This window comes from Pantoea sp. YU22 (assembly GCF_003970755.1).
GTDB classification, from domain to species: Bacteria; Pseudomonadota; Gammaproteobacteria; order Enterobacterales; family Enterobacteriaceae; genus Pantoea; species Pantoea piersonii.
In genome coordinates this window covers 1-19,640 of record NZ_RYDU01000002.1, presented here as the reverse complement: position 1 = coordinate 19,640, position 19,640 = coordinate 1, and the positions used below count along the sequence as shown (strand labels likewise).

The following is a 19,640-nucleotide window of genomic DNA, read 5'->3' as shown; positions in this document are numbered from 1 at the left end:
GGACGCTGAGCTTACGTGGCATCAACGTCTCGTTTCATAATTAACGGCAAAATTAGCGGAATCTTTAATCGCTTTCTGCTGCTTTATTGTTCCGGATGCAGGGCGGCGCAGAGCCGTTTTGCCGCCAGCAGCATACGCGGGCCTGGACGGCTGATCCAGTCATCATCGATGGCGATGACCGGCACGTTTAGCTGGGGTTGCCAGAAGCGGGAGACGTTTTGCGCCTGTGCGGCGCTGCCGCCGATAACGATAGCCTGCGGATGGCGCATCAGCACCTGCTCGCGGCTGACCTGCGGCCAGCTGACGCGGCTGTCGGCAAAGATATTCTTTCCGGCGCACAGCGCAATGATGTCGTTCTGCAGGGTGTCGCGCGCGGCGGTAAACAGCGGCTGCTGGCCGAACTGAAGAAAGAGTGGCACCGCAGGCAGCGCAGCGTAGCGCGCGCGCAGAGAGGTTACTTGCTGCCTGAGCTGCTGCGCGGCGTTCAGCGCCTGCTGCGGCTGCGGGCTCCAGCGCCGCAGCGCCGCCACGGCATCCGCCATCTCATCCAGCGAGCCGGGATCGATCCACTCGACGTTAACCCCGAGCTGCTTTAGCTGATCGATCTGGCGCTGCGGGTTGCCGCCGCGCCAGGCCAGCACCACGTCCGGCTTCAGCGCCAGAATACGTTCGACTTTAATGCCTTGCCAGTTGGCGACCTGCTCCAGCTCTTTAGCGGCGGGCGGATAGTCGGACCAGGCGCTGACCGCCACCGGCGTAATGCCTGCGGCGAACGCCATTTCGGTGAGATGGGGCGCGAGGGTAATAACGCGCGGGGCGGCGGCGAACAGGCTGCCGCAAAACAGCAGCAGCCCGATCAGCCAGAGCAGCTTAGCCACGCGCCAGGCGCGCCAGCAGCTTCTCCACCATTAGCGACGACTGCTGCGCCGCGACGCTGAGGAACTCTTCAAAGCTCAGATGCGACGCCTTATCAGCCACGTCGGAAATGGCGCGCACTACGACGAAAGGCACCTTGAACTGGTGGCAGACATGGCCGATAGCGGTGGCTTCCATCTCTACGGCGATCGCCTGCGGGAAGGTGGTGCGAATGCGCGCCAGCGGCTCGGCGCCGTTGATAAAGGCGTCGCCGCTGACCACCAGGCCGCGCACGGCGTTCAGGTTCAGCTCGCTGATGCAGGCCTCTGCGGCGGCAATCAGCTGTGCATCAGCGGTAAAGGCCGCCGGGCAGCCCGCCATCTGGCCTGGCTCGTAGCCGAAGGCGGTGACGTCGGCGTCGTGATAGCGCACTTCGTCTGAGACAACGATATCGCCGACGGAGAGGGTAGGGGCCAGGCCGCCAGCCGATCCGGTGTTGATCACCAGATCTGGCTTGCACAGCTCAAGCAGCAGCGTGGTGCCCAGCGCCGCCGACGTTTTACCGATACCCGATTTCAGCAGGGCGACCTCAACGCCGTTAAGCGTGCCGGTGTAAATTTCGCATCCGGCCAGCGTCAGGGTCTGGCGGTTCTCGATTTTGTCGCGCAGCAGGGTAACTTCCTGCTCCATCGCGCCAATAATGCCTGCTTTCATAAAAGAGTCTCGCTAATGTGGTGGAAGTAGTCGTAAAAAGTGAGGCATAGTCTAGCATGGCTGGCAGGGGATTGATTCACGAAGTAATAAGGGGTAACGATGGCGACGGTCAATTTCAGGAAGAAGATAAGTTTTACCCGCCCTTATAACACGCGCAAAGAGCCGGAAGGGGAATACTATATTACCCGCCACTTTGAGAGCGATCGTGGCCGTATTATCAACTCGGCGGCGATTCGCCGACTCCAGCAAAAAACCCAGGTCTTTCCGCTGGAGCGCAATGCCGCGGTACGCTCGCGCCTGACCCATTCGCTGGAAGTGCAGCAGACGGGACGCTATATCGCCAAAGAGATCCTGCAAACTCTGAAGAATCAGGGCGGCCTGGCGCAGTACGGACTGGATGAAATGGAAGGGGCGTTTGAAAGCCTGGTGGAGATGGCCTGCCTGCTGCACGACGTGGGCAACCCGCCTTTCGGCCATTTCGGCGAAGCCGCCATCAATGACTGGTTTGAAGAGCATCTTCCTCTGGAGCTGGTCGACCCGCTGGTGGCAGGCGTTGAAGGCGACCAGCAGCGTGCCGATTTTGAGCGGCTGAACGCCATGATCCGTCAGGATCTGTGCCATTTCGAAGGCAACGCGCAGGCGATCCGCATGGTGCATACTCTGCTGCAGCTTAACCTGAGCTACTCCCAGGTCGCCTGCATCCTGAAATATACCGCACCCGCCTGGTGGCAGGGCGAGAAGCCCGAGCAGTTCAGCGCCCTGATGAAAAAGCCCGGTTTTTATCTCTCCGAGCGGGAATATATTGCCGAACTGCGCGAAGCGACCAATATGGCCGAACACCATCGCTTTCCGCTGACCTATATTATGGAAGCGGCGGATGATATCTCTTACTGTATTGCCGATCTGGACGATGCCGTCGAGAAAGATATATTTAACATTGATGCTCTTTATGACTATTTATGTAAAAACTGGGGGCCGATAAAAAATAATGACGCTTTCAGTCGAACGGTCGGCGATGCCTGGCGCGAAGCCTGTAACAAAAAGCGTCGCAGCAGAAGCGATCAGTTCTTTATGTCATTACGCGTTAACGTCCAGAGCGTGCTGGTCAGCCACGCGGTTAAGCGTTTTGTCGATAATTTACCCGCCATTTTCAATGGCGATTTTAATCATGCGCTATTAGAAGATGATGGTGAAGAGGGGCGCTTATTGCAGATGTTCAAAACGGTAGCGCGCCGTCATGTATTTAACCATGCTGAGGTTGAGCAGCTGGAATTACAAGGTTATCGTGTTATTAAGGGATTGTTAGAAATATACCAGCCTCTGATGTCGCTAACCTTTGAAGCTTTTACCACATTGATTAATGAAGATTTTCTCCGTCAGCACCCTATCGAAACCCGCCTGTTTCATAAGCTTTCCGGTAAACACCGTAAAGCCTACCAGCAAAAAATGCGGACGCTGACGGTCGAGCATAAATATCAGCGCCTGCTATGGGAGCGTTATTATCGCTTTCGTCTGATTCAGGACTATATTAGCGGGATGACCGATCTTTATGCGTGGGATGAGTATCGCCGACTGATGGCGGTGGAATAACAGGAGTTTTGTAAAGAGCGTGCATAAATTTTTACTTTTGCCGCAAACTTTTGCTGGAACTTCGCGATAAAAGATAAATCTCATAACTGACCACAGCAAGGGTCTGACGTTAATTACTGGATGAGACTAACACGAATGAAAAAAAACACCTTAACGTTGAGCGCGCTGGCGCTCAGTCTTGGCCTGGCGTTAAGCCCTGCCGCCGTTTTTGCCGCTGAATCGGCTTCTTCTACCAGTCAGCAACTACCGAGCCTGGCGCCGATGCTGGAAAAAGTCATGCCTTCGGTGGTCAGTATCAGCGTTGAAGGCAGCACCACGGTGAAAACGCCGCGTCTGCCGCAGCAGTTTCAGCAGTTCTTTGGCGATAACTCGCCCTTCTGTCAGGAGGGATCGCCTTTCCTGAGTTCGCCGATGTGTCAGAGCGGCGTGGGTGGTGGTGGCGGCAATACCCAGCAGGAAAAATTCCGCGCGCTGGGTTCCGGCGTCATCATCAACGCTGAAAAAGGGTACGTGGTGACCAATAACCACGTCGTTGACAACGCCACCAAAATCCAGGTGCAGCTCAGCGATGGCCGTCGCTACGATGGTAAAGTGATTGGCAAGGATCCGCGCTCTGATATCGCGCTGGTGCAGCTTATCGATGCGAAAAACCTGACGGCGATTAAAATCGCGGATTCCGATAATCTGCGCGTCGGCGACTACACCGTCGCTATCGGCAACCCGTACGGCCTGGGTGAAACCGTGACCTCGGGCATCGTCTCGGCGCTGGGCCGCAGCGGCCTCAACGTCGAAAATTACGAAAACTTTATTCAGACTGATGCGGCGATTAACCGCGGCAACTCCGGCGGCGCGCTGGTGAATCTCAACGGCGAGCTGATCGGCATTAACACCGCCATCCTCGCGCCGGACGGCGGCAATATCGGCATCGGCTTCGCTATCCCGAGCAATATGGTGAAAAACCTGACGGGCCAGATGGTGGAGTATGGTCAGGTGAAACGCGGCGAGCTGGGTATCCTGGGTGCCGAGCTTAACTCAGAGCTGGCGAAAGCGATGAAGGTCGATGCCCAGCGCGGCGCCTTTGTCAGCCAGGTGCTGCCGAACTCCGCCGCGGCGAAAGCGGGCGTGAAAGCGGGCGACGTGGTGGTGTCGATGAACGGCAAACCGCTGAGCAGCTTTGCCGCGCTGCGCGCCGAAGTCGGTTCGCTGCCGATTGGCACCAAACTGCAGCTCGGCCTGCTGCGCGACGGCAAACCGGTCAGCGTTACCGTTGAGCTGCAGCAGAGCACGCAGGATAAAGTGCAGTCGGCCACTATCTATACCGGCATTGAAGGCGCCGATCTGAGCAACGACAGCGGTAGCGATAAAGGGGTTCGCGTAGACAACGTTAAGCCTAACAGCGCTGCGGCGCGTATCGGCCTGAAAAAAGGCGACGTGATCCTTGGGGTTAACCAGCAGCGAGTCACTAACCTGGGCGAGCTGCGTAAAATTCTCGATACTAAACCTTCGGTGCTGGCGCTTAACGTTAAGCGCGGCGACAGCAGCATCTATCTGCTGATGCAGTAACGCTATTTTCCCTGTCAGGCGGACTCCGGTCCGCCTTTTTATTTAGGCTGGTCAGAGTGTGACCAGTGCCGCAAAACCTGTAAATCCCCCTCTTGCTCTGTGCATTTGCACAATGCCTGGCCCTGCTGCCATGCGTATGCTGTCTCTTCTACTCTCTGTCAGGATTAACAGATGGCAACCTATCATCTTGATGCGCGCCTCGCGCAGGATATTGTGGCGCGCACCATGAAGATTATTGACAGCAATGTCAACGTGATGGATGCGCGCGGGCGCATTATCGGCAGCGGCGATCGCGAGCGTATTGGCGAATTGCACGAAGGCGCGCTGCTGGTGCTGTCGCAGGGGCGGGTAGTGGACATCGACGAGGCGGTGGCGAAACATCTGCACGGCGTGCGGCCAGGCATCAATCTGCCGCTGCGCATTGACGGCGAAATCGTCGGGGTGATTGGACTGACCGGCGATCCGGTCGCGCTGCGCCACTACGGCGAACTGGTCTGCATGACGGCGGAGATGATGCTGGAGCAGACGAGACTGCTGCATATGCTGGCGCAGGACAGCCGTCTGCGCGAGGAGCTGGTGCTGAACCTGATCCGCAGCGAAACCCTGACGCCGCAGCTGACCGAATGGGCACAGCGTCTCGGCATCGATCTTAACCAACCGCGCGTCGCGGCGGTGGTGGAGGTCGACAGCGGTCAGCTGGGCGTCGACAGCGCCATGTCTGAGCTGCAGCAACTCCAAACGCTGCTCACCACGCCGGAGCGCGATAACCTGATCGCTATCGTTTCTCTGACGGAGATGGTGGTGCTGAAACCGGCGCTCAATGCGCATGGGCGCTACGATCAGGACGATCATCGCAAGCGCGTCGAACAGCTACTGCAGCGTATGAAAGAGAGCGGGCAGGTGCGGATGCGCATCGCGCTTGGCAACTATTTTACCGGGCCGGGCAGCATTGCGCGCTCTTACCGCACCGCGCGCACCACCATGATGGTCGGCAAGCAGCGTATGCCGGAGCTGCGCAGCTATTTCTATCAGGATTTAATGCTGCCGGTGCTGCTCGACAGCCTGCGCGGCGGCTGGCAGGCGAATGAGCTGGCGCGTCCGCTGGCGAGGCTGAAGAGTATGGACAATAACGGCCTGCTGCGGCGCACGCTGGTCGCCTGGTTCACCCATAACGTGCAACCCAGCGCCACGGCGCGCGCGCTCTTTATTCACCGCAACACGCTGGAGTATCGGCTCAACCGTATATCGGAGTTGACCGGGCTGAATCTCAGCCAGTTTGACGATCGTCTGCTGCTCTATGTGGCGCTACAGCTGGACGAGCAGAGTTAAGGCAATAAAAAGGCCAGCATCAGCTGGCCTTCAAATTGTCGTTAAGCTGGGCGCTGGCGCGATTAGCGGCTGTTGCGGGTCAGCTTGTCCAGATCGCTCTCGATCTCGCTAATTTTATTGGTAACCACGCTCTCCAGATGGCGCAGATCGGCAAGGATCTTGCGCTTCAGATCCACTTCCACCTGATCGCGCTGGCAAATCTGATCCAGCTCATCAATCACGTAGCGCAGATTCGGGCTGATCTCCTGCACCTCTTTGTAACCCTGGTTGATGTTATCCGCTACCACGGTTTTGCGCTGGCGTGGATATTTGAACTTCACGCTTTTAGCGAAGAATTCGCCTTTATCTTTGCGGAAGTAAATTTTCAGGATGTCGTTATTGGCTTCCTGACGCAGGCTATAGCGATCGATATCGTCCGGGTTATTAATGCCTAAGCTTTTAAGATTGTCATACATAGCGATTTTTCCACCAAAAAGAGAGAAGCGCGCATCTGTGTTCATGGCACAAAAATAACTGTAGACAAAAAACGGGTTGAACACTGCGCGACAGGAGATAACTGGCGCGGATTATGACCTGGGTAAAAAGTAAACGCACCTGTTAATTCGGCTCGCGAATCAGGTCAGGGAAGGGAGAAGTGTAAAGAAAATATGACGGGCCGGAAAGGCCCGTCGGAAAAGCTTAGTCGATAGTGCGCAGCAGTTCGTTAATGCCCACTTTGCCGCGCGTTTTCGCGTCGACTTTCTTCACGATCACCGCGCAGTAGAGGCTGTAGCTGCCATCTTTCGAAGGCAGGTTACCGGAAACCACCACAGAGCCTGCCGGTACGCGGCCGTAATGCACTTCGCCCGTTTCGCGATCGTAGATTTTGGTGCTCTGGCCGATATAAACGCCCATGGAAATCACAGCGCCTTCTTCTACGATCACGCCTTCCACGATTTCAGAGCGCGCGCCGATGAAGCAGTTATCTTCAATGATGGTTGGATTCGCCTGCAGCGGCTCCAGCACACCGCCGATGCCGACGCCGCCGGAAAGGTGAACGTTTTTACCGATCTGCGCGCAGGAACCCACGGTCGCCCAGGTATCAACCATGCTGCCTTCGTCGACGTAAGCACCGATGTTGACGTAAGAGGGCATAAGCACGGTATTGCGCGCGATATAGGCGCCCTGGCGCACCGCAGCGGGTGGCACGACGCGGAAGCCAGCGGCTTTAAAGCGCGCGTCATCCCAGCCGGCGAATTTCATCGGCACTTTGTCATAAAAGCGGGTTTCTGCGCCTTCCATAACCTGATTGTCGTTAATGCGGAACGACAGCAGAACTGCCTTCTTCAGCCACTGATGCGTTACCCACTGACCCTCGATTTTTTCCGCTACGCGCAGCGCGCCGCTGTCCAGCTGAGAGATGACCTCGTTGATGGCTTCACGGGTTACGGTGTCCACGCTCGCCGGGGTAATCTCGGCGCGGCGCTCGAAGGCCGCTTCAATAACGCTCTGTAACTGTTGCATAATTTTTTCCTGATCTGTCTGGTGCATGTCGGGCCACTTCCCGACACAAAGAATAAGTAAGTAAATCGATTGCGGTCACACTTTATCGTTTGGATTAAGGGCTTCTGTCAACCGTTGTTGCAATGCTTTGCGCATTTCCGCGTCAAGCGCGCGCCGCTCGCTGTTGGCCAGAATAAATAAATCCTCGACGCGCTCGCCAATGGTGCTGATGCGCGCGCCGTGCAGCGAGACGCCCATATCGGCGAAGACTTCGCCGACGCGCGCCAGCAGACCAGGCTGATCGAGCGCCACCAGTTCCAGATAGCTGCGGCGATCGGTATGGGTCGGCAAAAAGTTAACTTCGGTATCAACGCTGAAGTGGCGAAGCTTCGCTGACGCGCGGCGCGTGCGCGGCGGATGCCAGCTGGTCTGCGCAATCGCCTGCTCCAGCGCCTGACGGATCATCAGGTGGCGATCGGGCGCCAGCGGGCTGCCGTCCGGCTCCAGCACGATAAAGGTGTCCATCGCCATACCGTCGCGGCTGGTGAAAATCTGCGCGTCGTGCACGCTGAGATTGCGCCGATCCAGCTCGCCCGCCACGGTAGCAAAAAGGTAAGGGCGATCGGGGCTCCAGATAAAGATCTCGGTGCCGCCGCGCGTCGCCTGCGGGCTGACCAGCACCAGCGGCTGGCGAAGGTCGTGCTCCATTAAATGACGCGCGTGCCACGCGAGCTGGTTAGGCGTATGGCGCAGGAAATAGTCGGCGCGGCAGCGATTCCAGATATGGTGCAGCCGCTCCTCGTCAATATTGTCCATCCGCAGCAGCGCCAGCGCCTGAAGACGGTGGTGGCGCACGCGCTCGCGCAGATCCGGGCTGTTCTCCATGCCGCGCCGCAGCTGCTTCTCGGTAGCGAAAAAGAGTTCGCGCAGCAGGCTCTGCTTCCAGCTGTTCCACAGGGTTTCATTGGTGGCGCAGATATCGGCCACGGTAAGGCAGACCAGATAGCGCAGCCGGTTTTCGTTCTGCATCACCTCGGCGAACTGCTGGATGACGGTAGGATCCTGGATATCGCGGCGCTGCGCGGTCACCGACATCAGCAGGTGGTGACGTACCAGCCAGGCGACCAGCTGCATCTCCCGCGAATTCAGGCCGTGCAGCTCGGCGAACTCCAGCGCATCCTGCGCGCCGAGAATAGAGTGATCGCCGTTGCGGCCTTTAGCGATATCGTGCAGCAGCGCCGCCATCAACAGCAGCTCCTGCTGCGGCAGGCGCGGCCAGAGCTCGACGCAGAGCGGATGCATTGGGCGCGTTGCCTCGCTGGCGAAGCTCTCCAGCTTTTGCAGCACGCGGATGGTGTGCTCGTCGACGGTGTAAGCATGAAACAGGTCGAACTGCATCTGTCCGACGATATGTCCCCACAGCGGCGTATAGGCCCAGAGCACGCTGTGACGATGCATCGGCAGCAGGGCACGTTTGACCGCGCCGGGATGACGCAAAATCGACATAAAAAGCTGACGCGCCTCGGGGATCTGACACAGCGGCTGCTTGAGATGGCGGCGTGCATAGCGCAGCTGGCGCAGCGTAGTGGAATAGATGCCGCGAATATTCTCGTTGCGCACCATAACGTAAAACATGCGCATAATCGCCTGCGGCTCGCGTTCAAACAGCGTTTCGTCGCGCAGGTCGATCAGATTGCCGCGCAGCTGGAAAGTATCGTCCAGCGGGCGGGGTTTTTCCGTCGTGGAGAGCGCCAGAATCGCTTCGTCGAACAGCTGCAGCAGCATCTGGTTAAGCTCGCCGATGCGGCGCGTGACGCGGAAAAAATCCTTCATCATGCGCTCGACCGGCTCGTTGCCTTCGCCCTGATAGTTAAGGCGCTGCGCGACGTTGAGCTGGCGATCGAACAGCAGCCGGTTGTCATAGCGCGTCAACGTCAGATGCAGGGCAAAGCGGATGCGCCAGAGAAACGCCTGACACTCGTTAAGCTCGATGCGCTCAGCTTCGGTAAGAAAGCCGAACCCTACCATTTCATCCAGCGTAGTGGCGCCGAAGTGGCGACGCGCTACCCACTGCAGCGTATGAATATCGCGCAGGCCGCCTGGGCTACTTTTAATATCGGGCTCAAGGTTGTAGCTGGTGCCGTGATAACGCTGGTGGCGCGCCTGCTGCTCTTCGATCTTGGCGGCGTAGAAGGTCGCCGACGGCCAGAAGCCTTCGCTGAAGATATTCTTCTGCATCTCCAGAAACAGGGCGACATCGCCGGTCAGCATACGCGACTCGATAAGGTTGGTGGCGACGGTCAGATCGGCTAACCCCTCCAGCAGACACTCCTCCAGCGTGCGCACGCTGTGGCCTACCTCCAGCTTTAGATCCCACATCAGCGTCAGCAGTTCGCTGGTTTGCTGCGCGCTCGCGTCGTCGAGCGGCTCGCGGCTGAGGATCAGAATATCGACGTCGGAAAGCGGATGCAGTTCGCCGCGACCGTAGCCGCCGACCGCGACCAGCGCGATAGCAGGCAGGGCGTCGAAGCCGTAAAAGCGCCACAGGCGACGCAGCAGGCGGTCGATAAACAGAGTGCGCGCATCGATCAGAGCCTCAACCGATTCGCCGGCGTCGAACGCCGTGGAGAGAAAGGTATTAAAGGTTTCCAGCTTCTGCTTCAGGACGTCGCGGGTTAACTGCGCATCATCCCAGTGCGCCGGGGAGTCTTTCAGGCCGTCAATGACCTCATCCGTCAGGATCGCGCTCATACCGCTTCTCTCTTCTTGAGCCATAAAAAAACCGGCACAGGGCCGGCTTTTTATCAGTGGGGGACGTTTACCCTTCGTTGACCAGCACCGCGTCGATGGTGTCGTCGCTACGCAGGGTCAGGATTTCACAGCCGTTATCGGTCACCACAATAGTATGCTCGTACTGTGCGGACAAGCTGCGATCTTTAGTTTTTACCGTCCAGCCATCTTTCATGGTGCGGATGCGGTAGTCGCCAGCGTTGACCATCGGCTCGACGGTAAAGGTCATGCCCGCCTGCAGCACCACACCGCCGTCATCCGCATCGTAGTGCAGCACCTGCGGCTCTTCATGGAAACCTTTGCCGATGCCGTGGCCGCAATATTCGCGCACCACTGAGAAGTCATGGGATTCGACATATTTCTGAATCGCGCGTCCCAGCTCGCGCAGGCGGATGCCCGGCTTCACCAGGCGCAGCGCCAGATAGAGGCTCTGCTGGGTGATATGGCACAGACGCTCGCCCTGGATGGTCGGCTTGCCGACGATAAACATCTTCGAGGTGTCGCCGTGGTACTCATCTTTGATAACGGTAACGTCGATATTGATGATGTCGCCATCCTTCAGCAGACGATCGTCGCTGGGAATGCCGTGACACACCACCTCGTTGACCGAGATGCAGACCGATTTCGGGAAGCCGTGATAGCCGAGGCAGGCGGAGATGGCGTGCTGCTTGTTAGTAATGTAATCGTGACAGATGCGGTCCAGTTCGCCGGTAGAAACGCCCGGTTTGACGTGCGGCGCGATCATCTCCAGCACCTCAGCGGCCAGACGGCCCGCGACGCGCATTTTTTCGATTTCTTCAGGGGTTTTAATTGAAATTGCCATTAAATTAATCCGCAGTTGCCGAAAATTTCAGCAATAATGAACGATGTGCTGTCATGTTAGCAGCCGAAAACAAGGCAGCCAAACAGTTCGCGTTGCGCGGCCCCGCACTGAACAAATTCTGGCTTCAGCAGCGTGGTTGTGGTATAAAGCGCGCCGACGATTCTCTGTCAGGTCCGTAATGGCCGACAGGAAGCGCGAATTGCATAATGCGTGAGCGAAATGAGAGCGAGTGCGCTCATCCGCCGCCGTTAGCAACAATCTCATTATGTGTACTAAAACACACATGTATCGACACATGCGCCGGGGTGCTTCGAAAGAGGTCGGTCGCATGGGATACATGGAGGCCCAACCCCAATCTAAATTTAGAGGTAATCATGGCAACTGTTTCCATGCGCGACATGCTCAAGGCTGGTGTTCACTTCGGTCACCAGACCCGTTACTGGAACCCGAAAATGAAGCCGTTCATCTTCGGTGCGCGTAACAAAGTTCACATCATCAACCTTGAGCAGACTGTACCGATGTTCAACAACGCTCTGGCTGAGCTGCACAAAATCTCTGCCCGTAAAGGCAAGATTCTGTTCGTCGGTACCAAGCGCGCTGCCAGCGAAGCGGTAAAAGAGTCTGCACTGAGCTGCGACCAGTTCTTCGTAAACCACCGCTGGCTGGGTGGCATGCTGACCAACTGGAAAACCGTTCGTCAGTCTATCAAACGTCTGAAAGACCTTGAGACTCAGTCTCAGGACGGCACCTTCGACAAACTGACCAAGAAAGAAGCGCTGATGCGCGGTCGCGAACTGGCCAAGCTGGAAAACAGCCTGGGCGGTATCAAAGACATGGGCGGTCTGCCGGACGCGCTGTTCGTTATCGATGCCGATCACGAGCACATCGCGATTAAAGAAGCAAACAACCTGGGTATCCCGGTATTTGCTATCGTTGATACCAACTCTGATCCAGACGGCGTTGACTTCGTTATCCCGGGTAACGACGATGCGATCCGTGCTGTTAGCCTGTACCTGACTGCCGTTGCCACTACCGTGCGCGAAGGCCGTTCACAGGACCTGGCTGAGCAGGCTGAAGAAGCGTCTTTAGAAAACGCTTAATAAGGTTCGCTCTGACAAAGAGCCCTTAGACATCAGATGTAATCTGTTAAGGGGCCAGTCTTGGCCCCTTTATTTTATCTCCGTCTGTCACGCCTCCTTTTCTGGCGGGCGGGACAGAGTAAATTTTCCGCAACAGGTGCCTTAGTGCGTAAGCACGGGGGTACGAACCGAGGATTCTGGAATGGCTGAAATTACCGCTGCACTGGTAAAAGAACTGCGCGAGCGTACTGGCGCGGGCATGATGGACTGCAAAAAAGCGCTGACCGAAGCGAATGGCGACATCGAGCTGGCGATTGAGAACATGCGTAAGTCCGGCGCGATCAAAGCGGCGAAAAAAGCAGGCAACGTAGCTGCTGACGGCGTGATCAAAACCAAAATCGACGGCAACTACGGCGTGATCCTGGAAGTCAACTGCCAGACCGACTTCGTTGCGAAAGACGCTGGTTTCCAGGCGTTCGCTGACAAAGTGCTGGACGCGGCGACCGCAGAGCGCATCACCGACGTTGAAGCGCTGAAAGCGAAATTCGAAGAAGAGCGCGTAGCGCTGGTGGCGAAAATCGGCGAAAACATCAACATCCGTCGTATCGCTGTGCTGGAAGGCGAGCAGCTGGGTTCTTACCTGCACGGCGCGCGTATCGGCGTACTGATCTCCGCGAAAGGCGCTGACGAAGAGCTGATCAAGCAGATCGCTATGCACGTTGCTGCCAGCAAGCCGGAATTCGTTAAGCCGGAAGACGTTTCTGCTGACGTGGTTGAAAAAGAGTACCAGGTTCAGCTGGACATCGCGATGCAGTCTGGCAAGCCGAAAGAGATCGCTGAAAAAATGGTTGAAGGCCGCATGAAGAAATTCACCGGCGAAGTCTCTCTGACTGGCCAGGCTTTCGTTATCGATCCGAGCAAAACCGTTGGCCAGGCGCTGAAAGAGAAAGGCGCTGACGTCATCAACTTCATCCGCTTCGAAGTGGGCGAAGGCATTGAGAAAGTCGAAAGCGACTTCGCTGCTGAAGTAGCAGCGATGTCCAAACAGTCTTAATGCTGTTAAAGGAACCGCCAAAAGGCGGTTCTTTTTTGTCTGCTGCGCTAAGCAGACGCTTTTCAGTCTCATCCCAATAGTAATTTACGCGCGCTAAGCGGATGATCGATCAGATTTAACTTCTCCTTTTCAACTCTTCCAGGAAGAACCGACCATGGCGACCAACGCAAAACCTGTATATCAACGTATCCTGCTGAAACTGAGTGGCGAAGCACTGCAAGGTGCCGAAGGTTTTGGTATCGACGCGAGCGTGCTTGACCGCATGGCGCAAGAGGTGAAAGAACTGGTCGAGCTGGGCATTCAGGTAGGCGTGGTAATTGGCGGCGGCAACCTGTTCCGCGGAGCGGGGCTGGCGCAGGCGGGTATGAATCGCGTCGTGGGTGATCATATGGGCATGCTGGCGACCGTAATGAACGGGCTGGCGATGCGCGACGCGCTGCACCGCGCGTACGTGAACGCGCGCCTGATGTCCGCTATCCCGCTTAACGGCGTGTGCGACAACTACAGCTGGGCCGAAGCCATCAGCCTGCTGCGCAATAACCGCGTGGTGATCTTCTCCGCCGGCACCGGCAACCCGTTCTTTACCACCGACTCGGCGGCCTGTCTGCGCGGCATCGAAATCGAAGCGGACGTGGTGCTGAAAGCAACGAAAGTCGACGGCGTTTACTCAGCCGATCCAGTGAAAAACCCGGATGCGACGCTGTATGACCAGCTCTCCTACGCCGAAGTGCTGGAAAAAGAGCTGAAAGTAATGGATCTGGCGGCCTTTACCCTGGCGCGCGACCATCAGCTGCCGATCCGCGTATTTAATATGAACAAACCTGGCGCGTTGCGTCGCGTAGTGATGGGTGAAAAAGAAGGCACCCTGATTACGCATTAATACCCGACGCAAGGTAAAATAAGGTATATTCTGTCGGCGCGGTGAACGTCACCGCGCACCATTCAGGATTATCGCTCAACAGCGATACCGCTTCCGGCCCCGCCGGAATGGCCAGGTCAAACCGAATCCAAGGGTTTCAACGTGATTAACGACATCAAAAAAGATGCTGAAACGCGCATGGACAAATGCGTCGAAGCGTTCAAAAACACCATCAGCAAAGTGCGCACCGGTCGCGCTTCTCCTTCACTGCTCGACGGTATCGTGGTCGAATACTACGGTACGCCGACGCCGCTGCGTCAGCTCGCTTCTGTCACCGTAGAAGACTCACGCACGCTGAAAATCAACGTGTTCGACCGCTCCATGGGCCCGGCAGTGGAAAAAGCCATCATGGCTTCTGACCTCGGCCTCAACCCAAGCTCAGCGGGAAGCGACATCCGTGTTCCGCTGCCAGCGCTGACCGAAGAGCGTCGTAAGGATCTGATCAAAGTTGTGCGCGGCGAAGCCGAGCAGGGCCGCGTCTCTGTGCGTAACGTGCGCCGCGACGCTAACGACAAAATCAAAGCCTTGCTGAAAGATAAAGAGATCAGCGAAGACGACGAGCGTCGTACTCAGGACGAGATCCAGAAAATGACCGATGCGCGTATCAAGAACGTAGATGCGGCGCTGGCTGAAAAAGAGAAGGAGCTGATGGAGTTCTGATCCCATCAGTTGCTTTCTATACCCGATATCCTTGGGTATAAAACGCCGTTCAGAGCTGTGTTCATTGCGAATGCGCTCTGGCGGCGTTTTACATTATGCCTTCCGCGCGAGCGGAGTTATTCGACGTCTTCACAGGGACAGCTTAATGAAGCGATTAACCTTGCTGGGTTCCACCGGATCTATTGGCGCCAGCACGCTGGCGGTAGTCCGCGCTAATCCTGAGCTTTATCAAATTACCGCGCTGGTCGCCGGCCAGAATGTCGCGCTGATGGCGGAGCAGTGTCAAACGTTCCAGCCGCGCTACGCCGCGATGGCGGACGAGGCGTCCGCACAGGCGCTGCGTGAACGACTGAAAGCACTCAATGTCTCAACCGAAGTGCTCTCCGGCGTTCAGGCCGCGTGCGAGCTGGCCGCGCTTGACGAGGTCGACCAGGTCATGGCGGCGATTGTCGGCGCATCCGGGCTGCTGCCGACGCTGGCGGCGATCCGCGCCGGAAAAAGCGTGCTGCTCGCTAACAAAGAGTCGCTTGTCACCTGCGGCCGTTTGTTTATGGAGGCGGTGCGCCACTATCAGGCGCAGCTGCTGCCCGTCGACAGCGAGCACAACGCGATTTTTCAGAGTTTGCCCGCTTCCATCCAGCATCAGTTAGGATACGCTGACCTGCGGGAAAATGGCATTGAGTCCATTATCCTTACGGGATCGGGTGGTCCTTTTCGTGACACGCCGCTGGCCGACCTCGCGACCATGTCGCCGGAGCAGGCCTGTGCGCATCCGAACTGGTCGATGGGACGTAAAATCTCCGTCGACTCGGCCACCATGATGAATAAAGGTCTCGAATACATTGAAGCCCGCTGGTTATTTAACGCCAGCGCAGCGCAAATGGAGGTGATCCTGCATCCGCAGTCGATGATCCACTCCATGGTGCGCTACTGCGACGGCAGCGTGCTGGCTCAGCTCGGTTCACCGGATATGCGCACCCCCATTGCACACTGCATGGCCTGGCCCGCGCGTATTTCAGCAGGCGTAACGCCGCTGGACTTCACCCGCATGTCCGCGCTGACGTTCGCCGAACCTGACTTTGCCCGCTACCCTTGCCTGAAACTGGCGATAGATGCCTGCGAGGCAGGGCAGGCGGCGACCACTACGCTCAACGCGGCCAATGAAGTTGCGGTGGCGGCCTTTCTGGATAACCAGATTCGCTTTACCGACATCGCGGCGCTCAACAGCGAAGTGCTGGCGGCGCAGGCGTTTGCGGAGCCGGATTCAGTGGACGCCGTGCTGGATATCGACCGCGCCGCGCGCGCCAGAGCCACAGAGATGCTGCCGCGTTTCGCGACCTCGCGTTAACGCGCGCCGCTATTTGTTCGCCTGTGGCGAAAATGGTATAGTCGCTCGCTCGCGTTTCCGTGTATGGCATCGCATCAGATGCGCCTCGCCCCTTTTGGGCGGGAGAGTACCGGGCGCAATGTATTCAGAAACCACAGCATTTCTGACAACAGGAATTAATTACGCGTTATGTCGTCCAATAATCACAACAAAACCGATGACCAACAGGGAACGGGCCCACGTCACGTGGCTATCATTATGGATGGCAATGGTCGTTGGGCTAAAAATCAGGGAAAACTGCGTATTTCCGGCCATAAAGCGGGCGTAAAAGCGGTGCGCCGCTCCGTCAGCTTCGCCGTCAGCAATAATCTTGAAGCGCTGACGCTCTACGCCTTCAGCAGTGAAAACTGGAGCCGTCCGGCTCAGGAAGTCACTGCGCTGATGGAGCTGTTTGTCTGGGCGCTCGACAGTGAAGTAAAGAGCCTGCACAAGCACAACGTGCGTCTGCGCATCATCGGGGACGTGAGCCGTTTCAGTAACCGTATTCAGGAGCGTATTCGTCGCGCCGAGGAACTGACTCAGCAAAATAGTGGACTGACTCTCAATATTGCCGCGAACTATGGCGGACGTTGGGATATTATCCAGGGAGTGAAAAAACTCGCTGAACAGGTTCAGGAAGGTTTATTGCGTCCTGACCAGATCACCGAGGAGAACTTGTCTGCACATTTGTGCATGCAGGGGCTGGCTCCAGTGGATTTAGTGATAAGGACCGGGGGAGAGCATCGGATTAGCAACTTCCTGCTGTGGCAGATCGCCTATGCTGAGTTTTATTTTACCGATGTTCTCTGGCCTGATTTTGATGAACACGTTTTTGAAGGTGCACTGAATGCATTCTCTCTGCGGGAGCGTCGTTATGGCGGCGCTGCACCAGGCGGCGCCTGAGCAAACAGGGGGTAACCTTTGCTGAAGTCTCGTCTGATTACCGCGCTTATTCTCATTCCGCTGGTGATTGCTGCGCTTTTCTGGTTACCGCCCGTTGGTTTTGCGATTACGACGATTATCATCTGCATGCTGGGCGCCTGGGAGTGGGGCCAGCTTGCGGGCATGGCGTCGCGTCAACAGCGTATCTGGCTCTCTGTAATTTGCGGGCTGCTGCTGGCGGGGATGCTTTTTACCCTTCCTCCTTATCAGCGCGATGTTCATCTGCCGCAGGTTGCCGCTTCACTCTGGGCATCGCTGGCGTGGTGGATCGTGGCGCTGGTTCTGGTTCTCTTCTATCCGGCATCGGCCTCTCTGTGGCGTAATTCGCGTCCCTTGCGTCTGGTGTTTGGTATTCTCACGCTGATCCCGTTTTTCTGGGGCATGATGGCGCTGCGTCAGTATCATTACGACAGCGACCACTATGCGGGTGCATGGTGGCTGCTGTTCGTCATGTTTCTGGTGTGGGGCGCCGATTCCGGCGCCTATATGTTCGGTAAAATGTTCGGCAAGCATAAGCTGGCGCCCAAAGTGTCGCCCGGAAAAACCTGGGAAGGCTTTCTCGGCGGTCTGGTCTCCTCCGCACTGCTCGCCTGGCTGTTCGCCAGCTTCGCGCCGCTGAGCGTCTCCGCCGGTACGCTGATCGTCTGCGCCGTGCTGGCGACCCTCGCCTCGGTGCTGGGCGACTTGACCGAAAGCATGTTCAAACGTGAAGCGGGTATCAAAGACAGCGGCAACTTGATCCCGGGTCACGGCGGCATACTCGATCGCATCGACAGCCTGACTGCCGCGGTGCCGGTTTTCGCCTGTTTGTTGTTGCTGGTGTTCCGCACTCTCTGAGGACAGGCGTAGATGTTGAGTATATTGTGGAGTTTTGTCGCCTTTATCGTCGCCCTTGGCGTGCTCATCACCGTACATGAGTTCGGTCATTTCTGGGTGGCGCGCCGCTGCGGCGTACGCGTTGAGCGCTTCTCGATAGGTTTCGGCAAGGCGCTGTGGCAGCGCCGCGACCGTCAGGGCACCGAATATGTTATCGCGCTGATCCCGCTCGGGGGCTATGTCAAAATGCTCGACGAGCGCGTGGAAAGCGTGCCCGCCGAACTGCGTCATCAGGCTTTTAACAATAAAACCATCTGGCAGCGCGCCTCGATTATTGCCGCTGGTCCCGTCGCTAACTTCATTTTCGCCATATTCGCCTACTGGGTCGTTTTTATTCACGGCGTGCCTGGCGTGCGTCCGGTGGTTGGCGAAATTGTGAACGGTTCGGTGGCGGCGGAAGCGCAAATTGCCAGCGGGATGGAACTTAAGGCGGTAGATGGCATCGAAACGCCTGACTGGGATGCCGTGCGTATGGCGCTGATCGGCAAAATCGGCGACGCACATACGGTGCTGACCGTCTCTCGCTTCGGCGAAGAGGCGACGCAGCAAAAAGATGTCGACCTGCGCAACTGGCAGTTTGAGCCAGACAAAGAGGATCCGGTTGTTGCGCTGGGCATACGTCCGCGTGGTCCGCAAATCGAAACCACGCTGGCGGAGGTTCAGGCAAAGTCGCCTGCGAGCGTTGCCGGTTTGCAAGCGGGCGACAGGATCGTTAAAGTCGATGGTCAGCCGTTAACGCAATGGCAGACTTTTGTGACGCAGGTACGGGATAATCCCGGCAAAAATATGGCTCTGGAGATTGATCGCGGCGGCGAGACGGTGCAGCTGACGTTGACGCCGGAAGCCAGGCCAGGCGCGAAAGCAGAAGGTTTCGCCGGGGTAATCCCGCGCGTGATTCCGCTGCCAGAAGCCTATAAAACGGTAAGGCAGTATGGCGCGTTTGACGCTATTGGTGAGGCCAGCGCGAAAACCTGGCAACTGATGAAGCTGACGGTCTCCATGCTGGGCAAGTTAATTACTGGCGATGTGAAGCTGAACAACCTGAGCGGGCCGATTTCGATTGCGCAGGGTGCAGGATTGTCAGCGGAATACGGGATGATTTACTACCTGATGTTTCTGGCGTTGATTAGCGTCAACCTCGGAATCATCAATCTCTTCCCACTGCCGGTGTTAGATGGTGGGCATTTGCTCTTCCTGGCGATCGAAAAGATCAAAGGTGGACCGGTGTCCGAGCGAGTTCAGGACTTCAGTTATCGCATTGGCTCAATCCTGCTGGTGTTGTTAATGGGGCTTGCACTTTTCAATGATTTCTCACGTCTGTAATCGCTGGAACGCAGACAGACGCGGGATGTGTTAGGAAAACGCATAATAACGATGGCGATGAAAAAGTTGCTCATAGCGTCGCTGCTGTTTAGCAGCGCCACCGTTTACGGTGCAGACGATTTCGTGGTGAAGGATATTCATTTCGAAGGGCTGCAGCGAGTCGCCGTCGGCGCGGCTCTGCTGAGCATGCCGGTACGAGTTGGCGATACGGTTAATGACGAAGATGTCAAAAATACCATTCGTTCACTCTTTGCTACCGGCAACTTTGAGGATGT

18 protein-coding genes are annotated in these 19,640 nt (G+C 57.0%); 12 read left to right on the top strand and 6 right to left on the bottom strand.

Features of this window, described 5'->3' with window-relative positions:
- Positions 1–83: 83 nt before the first annotated feature.
- Together btuF and mtnN are read right to left on the bottom strand one after the other, a co-directional pair.
- Entirely contained in the window at positions 84–878 is a 795-nt protein-coding gene (gene btuF, locus EKL29_RS04550; RefSeq protein WP_126688985.1) for a vitamin B12 ABC transporter substrate-binding protein BtuF, read from the bottom strand.
- Positions 871–1,569, bottom strand: coding sequence for a 5'-methylthioadenosine/S-adenosylhomocysteine nucleosidase (mtnN, locus tag EKL29_RS04545; protein ID WP_103793992.1), 699 nt, complete (start codon positions 1,567–1,569; stop codon positions 871–873). The genes btuF and mtnN overlap by 8 nt, the downstream gene beginning before the upstream one ends.
- A 99-nt stretch (positions 1,570–1,668) precedes the next feature.
- On the opposite strand from mtnN, the gene dgt reads away from it, so the two are divergent.
- From dgt to EKL29_RS04530, 3 genes are all read left to right on the top strand, one after another.
- Positions 1,669–3,159, top strand: a complete 1,491-nt coding sequence (gene dgt, locus EKL29_RS04540; protein WP_120455822.1) for a dGTPase — start codon at positions 1,669–1,671, stop codon at positions 3,157–3,159.
- 135 nt (positions 3,160–3,294) lie between these two features.
- On the top strand, positions 3,295–4,722 hold the full coding sequence (gene degP, locus EKL29_RS04535) for a serine endoprotease DegP (RefSeq protein WP_126688984.1): 1,428 nt from the start codon (positions 3,295–3,297) through the stop codon (positions 4,720–4,722).
- Positions 4,723–4,893: 171 nt separating this feature from the next.
- Positions 4,894–6,051 carry a CdaR family transcriptional regulator gene (locus EKL29_RS04530; RefSeq protein WP_126688983.1) on the top strand — a complete coding sequence of 386 codons (1,158 nt, stop codon included), beginning with the start codon at positions 4,894–4,896 and terminating at the stop codon, positions 6,049–6,051.
- A 62-nt stretch (positions 6,052–6,113) separates the two neighbouring features.
- Here EKL29_RS04530 and EKL29_RS04525 read toward each other — a convergent pair whose 3' ends face one another.
- From EKL29_RS04525 to map, 4 genes are all read right to left on the bottom strand, one after another.
- Positions 6,114–6,506: a DUF3461 family protein gene (locus EKL29_RS04525; RefSeq protein ID WP_120455828.1), complete on the bottom strand. Its 393-nt coding sequence runs from the start codon at positions 6,504–6,506 to the stop codon at positions 6,114–6,116.
- A gap of 223 nt (positions 6,507–6,729) precedes the next feature.
- The gene (gene dapD, locus EKL29_RS04520; RefSeq protein ID WP_120455914.1) at positions 6,730–7,554 is read right to left on the bottom strand and encodes a 2,3,4,5-tetrahydropyridine-2,6-dicarboxylate N-succinyltransferase; all 825 of its coding nucleotides are present in this window, start codon (positions 7,552–7,554) and stop codon (positions 6,730–6,732) included.
- Positions 7,555–7,629: 75 nt separating this feature from the next.
- Entirely contained in the window at positions 7,630–10,284 is a 2,655-nt protein-coding gene (gene glnD / locus EKL29_RS04515) for a bifunctional uridylyltransferase/uridylyl-removing protein GlnD (protein ID WP_120455830.1), read from the bottom strand.
- 67 nt (positions 10,285–10,351) lie between these two features.
- On the bottom strand, positions 10,352–11,146 hold the full coding sequence (gene map / locus EKL29_RS04510; protein ID WP_120455832.1) for a type I methionyl aminopeptidase: 795 nt from the start codon (positions 11,144–11,146) through the stop codon (positions 10,352–10,354).
- Positions 11,147–11,520: 374 nt separating this feature from the next.
- Here map and rpsB point away from each other — a divergent pair, with 374 nt between their 5' ends.
- The 9 genes from rpsB to EKL29_RS04465 form a co-directional block, all read left to right on the top strand.
- Positions 11,521–12,246: a 30S ribosomal protein S2 gene (gene rpsB, locus EKL29_RS04505; protein ID WP_147402107.1), complete on the top strand. Its 726-nt coding sequence runs from the start codon at positions 11,521–11,523 to the stop codon at positions 12,244–12,246.
- 181 nt (positions 12,247–12,427) lie between these two features.
- Entirely contained in the window at positions 12,428–13,279 is an 852-nt protein-coding gene (gene tsf / locus EKL29_RS04500; RefSeq protein ID WP_120455836.1) for a translation elongation factor Ts, read from the top strand.
- A 154-nt stretch (positions 13,280–13,433) separates the two neighbouring features.
- Complete coding sequence (pyrH, locus tag EKL29_RS04495) at positions 13,434–14,159, top strand: UMP kinase (protein WP_033793563.1); 726 nt, start codon at positions 13,434–13,436, stop codon at positions 14,157–14,159.
- Positions 14,160–14,300: 141 nt separating this feature from the next.
- The gene (gene frr / locus EKL29_RS04490; RefSeq protein WP_120455838.1) at positions 14,301–14,858 is read left to right on the top strand and encodes a ribosome recycling factor; all 558 of its coding nucleotides are present in this window, start codon (positions 14,301–14,303) and stop codon (positions 14,856–14,858) included.
- Between the two features lie 145 nt (positions 14,859–15,003).
- Positions 15,004–16,206, top strand: a complete 1,203-nt coding sequence (ispC, locus tag EKL29_RS04485) for a 1-deoxy-D-xylulose-5-phosphate reductoisomerase (RefSeq protein WP_120455840.1) — start codon at positions 15,004–15,006, stop codon at positions 16,204–16,206.
- A 168-nt stretch (positions 16,207–16,374) separates the two neighbouring features.
- Positions 16,375–17,127: a (2E,6E)-farnesyl-diphosphate-specific ditrans,polycis-undecaprenyl-diphosphate synthase gene (ispU, locus tag EKL29_RS04480; RefSeq protein ID WP_120455841.1), complete on the top strand. Its 753-nt coding sequence runs from the start codon at positions 16,375–16,377 to the stop codon at positions 17,125–17,127.
- Positions 17,128–17,145: 18 nt separating this feature from the next.
- Positions 17,146–18,003 (top strand): phosphatidate cytidylyltransferase, encoded by an 858-nt coding sequence (gene cdsA / locus EKL29_RS04475; protein WP_120455843.1) that lies wholly within the window; start codon positions 17,146–17,148, stop codon positions 18,001–18,003.
- Positions 18,004–18,015: 12 nt separating this feature from the next.
- Complete coding sequence (rseP, locus tag EKL29_RS04470) at positions 18,016–19,365, top strand: sigma E protease regulator RseP (RefSeq protein WP_126688982.1); 1,350 nt, start codon at positions 18,016–18,018, stop codon at positions 19,363–19,365.
- 51 nt (positions 19,366–19,416) lie between these two features.
- Positions 19,417–19,640: hypothetical protein (locus tag EKL29_RS04465; protein WP_148104573.1), on the top strand; the 224-nt coding region annotated here is incomplete at its 3' end.

What these genes read in the sequence shown, in the direction of transcription:
- mtnN (WP_103793992.1), bottom strand. Translation starts at nt 1,569, where the DNA reads ATGAAAGCAGGCATTATTGGCGCGATGGAGCAGGAAGTTACCCTGCTG.
- dgt (WP_120455822.1), top strand. Translation starts at nt 1,669, where the DNA reads ATGGCGACGGTCAATTTCAGGAAGAAGATAAGTTTTACCCGCCCTTAT.
- degP (WP_126688984.1), top strand. Translation starts at nt 3,295, where the DNA reads ATGAAAAAAAACACCTTAACGTTGAGCGCGCTGGCGCTCAGTCTTGGC.
- EKL29_RS04530 (WP_126688983.1), top strand. Translation starts at nt 4,894, where the DNA reads ATGGCAACCTATCATCTTGATGCGCGCCTCGCGCAGGATATTGTGGCG.
- EKL29_RS04525 (WP_120455828.1), bottom strand. Translation starts at nt 6,506, where the DNA reads ATGTATGACAATCTTAAAAGCTTAGGCATTAATAACCCGGACGATATC.
- dapD (WP_120455914.1), bottom strand. Translation starts at nt 7,554, where the DNA reads ATGCAACAGTTACAGAGCGTTATTGAAGCGGCCTTCGAGCGCCGCGCC.
- glnD (WP_120455830.1), bottom strand. Translation starts at nt 10,284, where the DNA reads ATGAGCGCGATCCTGACGGATGAGGTCATTGACGGCCTGAAAGACTCC.
- map (WP_120455832.1), bottom strand. Translation starts at nt 11,146, where the DNA reads ATGGCAATTTCAATTAAAACCCCTGAAGAAATCGAAAAAATGCGCGTC.
- rpsB (WP_147402107.1), top strand. Translation starts at nt 11,521, where the DNA reads ATGGCAACTGTTTCCATGCGCGACATGCTCAAGGCTGGTGTTCACTTC.
- tsf (WP_120455836.1), top strand. Translation starts at nt 12,428, where the DNA reads ATGGCTGAAATTACCGCTGCACTGGTAAAAGAACTGCGCGAGCGTACT.
- pyrH (WP_033793563.1), top strand. Translation starts at nt 13,434, where the DNA reads ATGGCGACCAACGCAAAACCTGTATATCAACGTATCCTGCTGAAACTG.
- ispC (WP_120455840.1), top strand. Translation starts at nt 15,004, where the DNA reads ATGAAGCGATTAACCTTGCTGGGTTCCACCGGATCTATTGGCGCCAGC.
- ispU (WP_120455841.1), top strand. Translation starts at nt 16,375, where the DNA reads ATGTCGTCCAATAATCACAACAAAACCGATGACCAACAGGGAACGGGC.
- rseP (WP_126688982.1), top strand. Translation starts at nt 18,016, where the DNA reads ATGTTGAGTATATTGTGGAGTTTTGTCGCCTTTATCGTCGCCCTTGGC.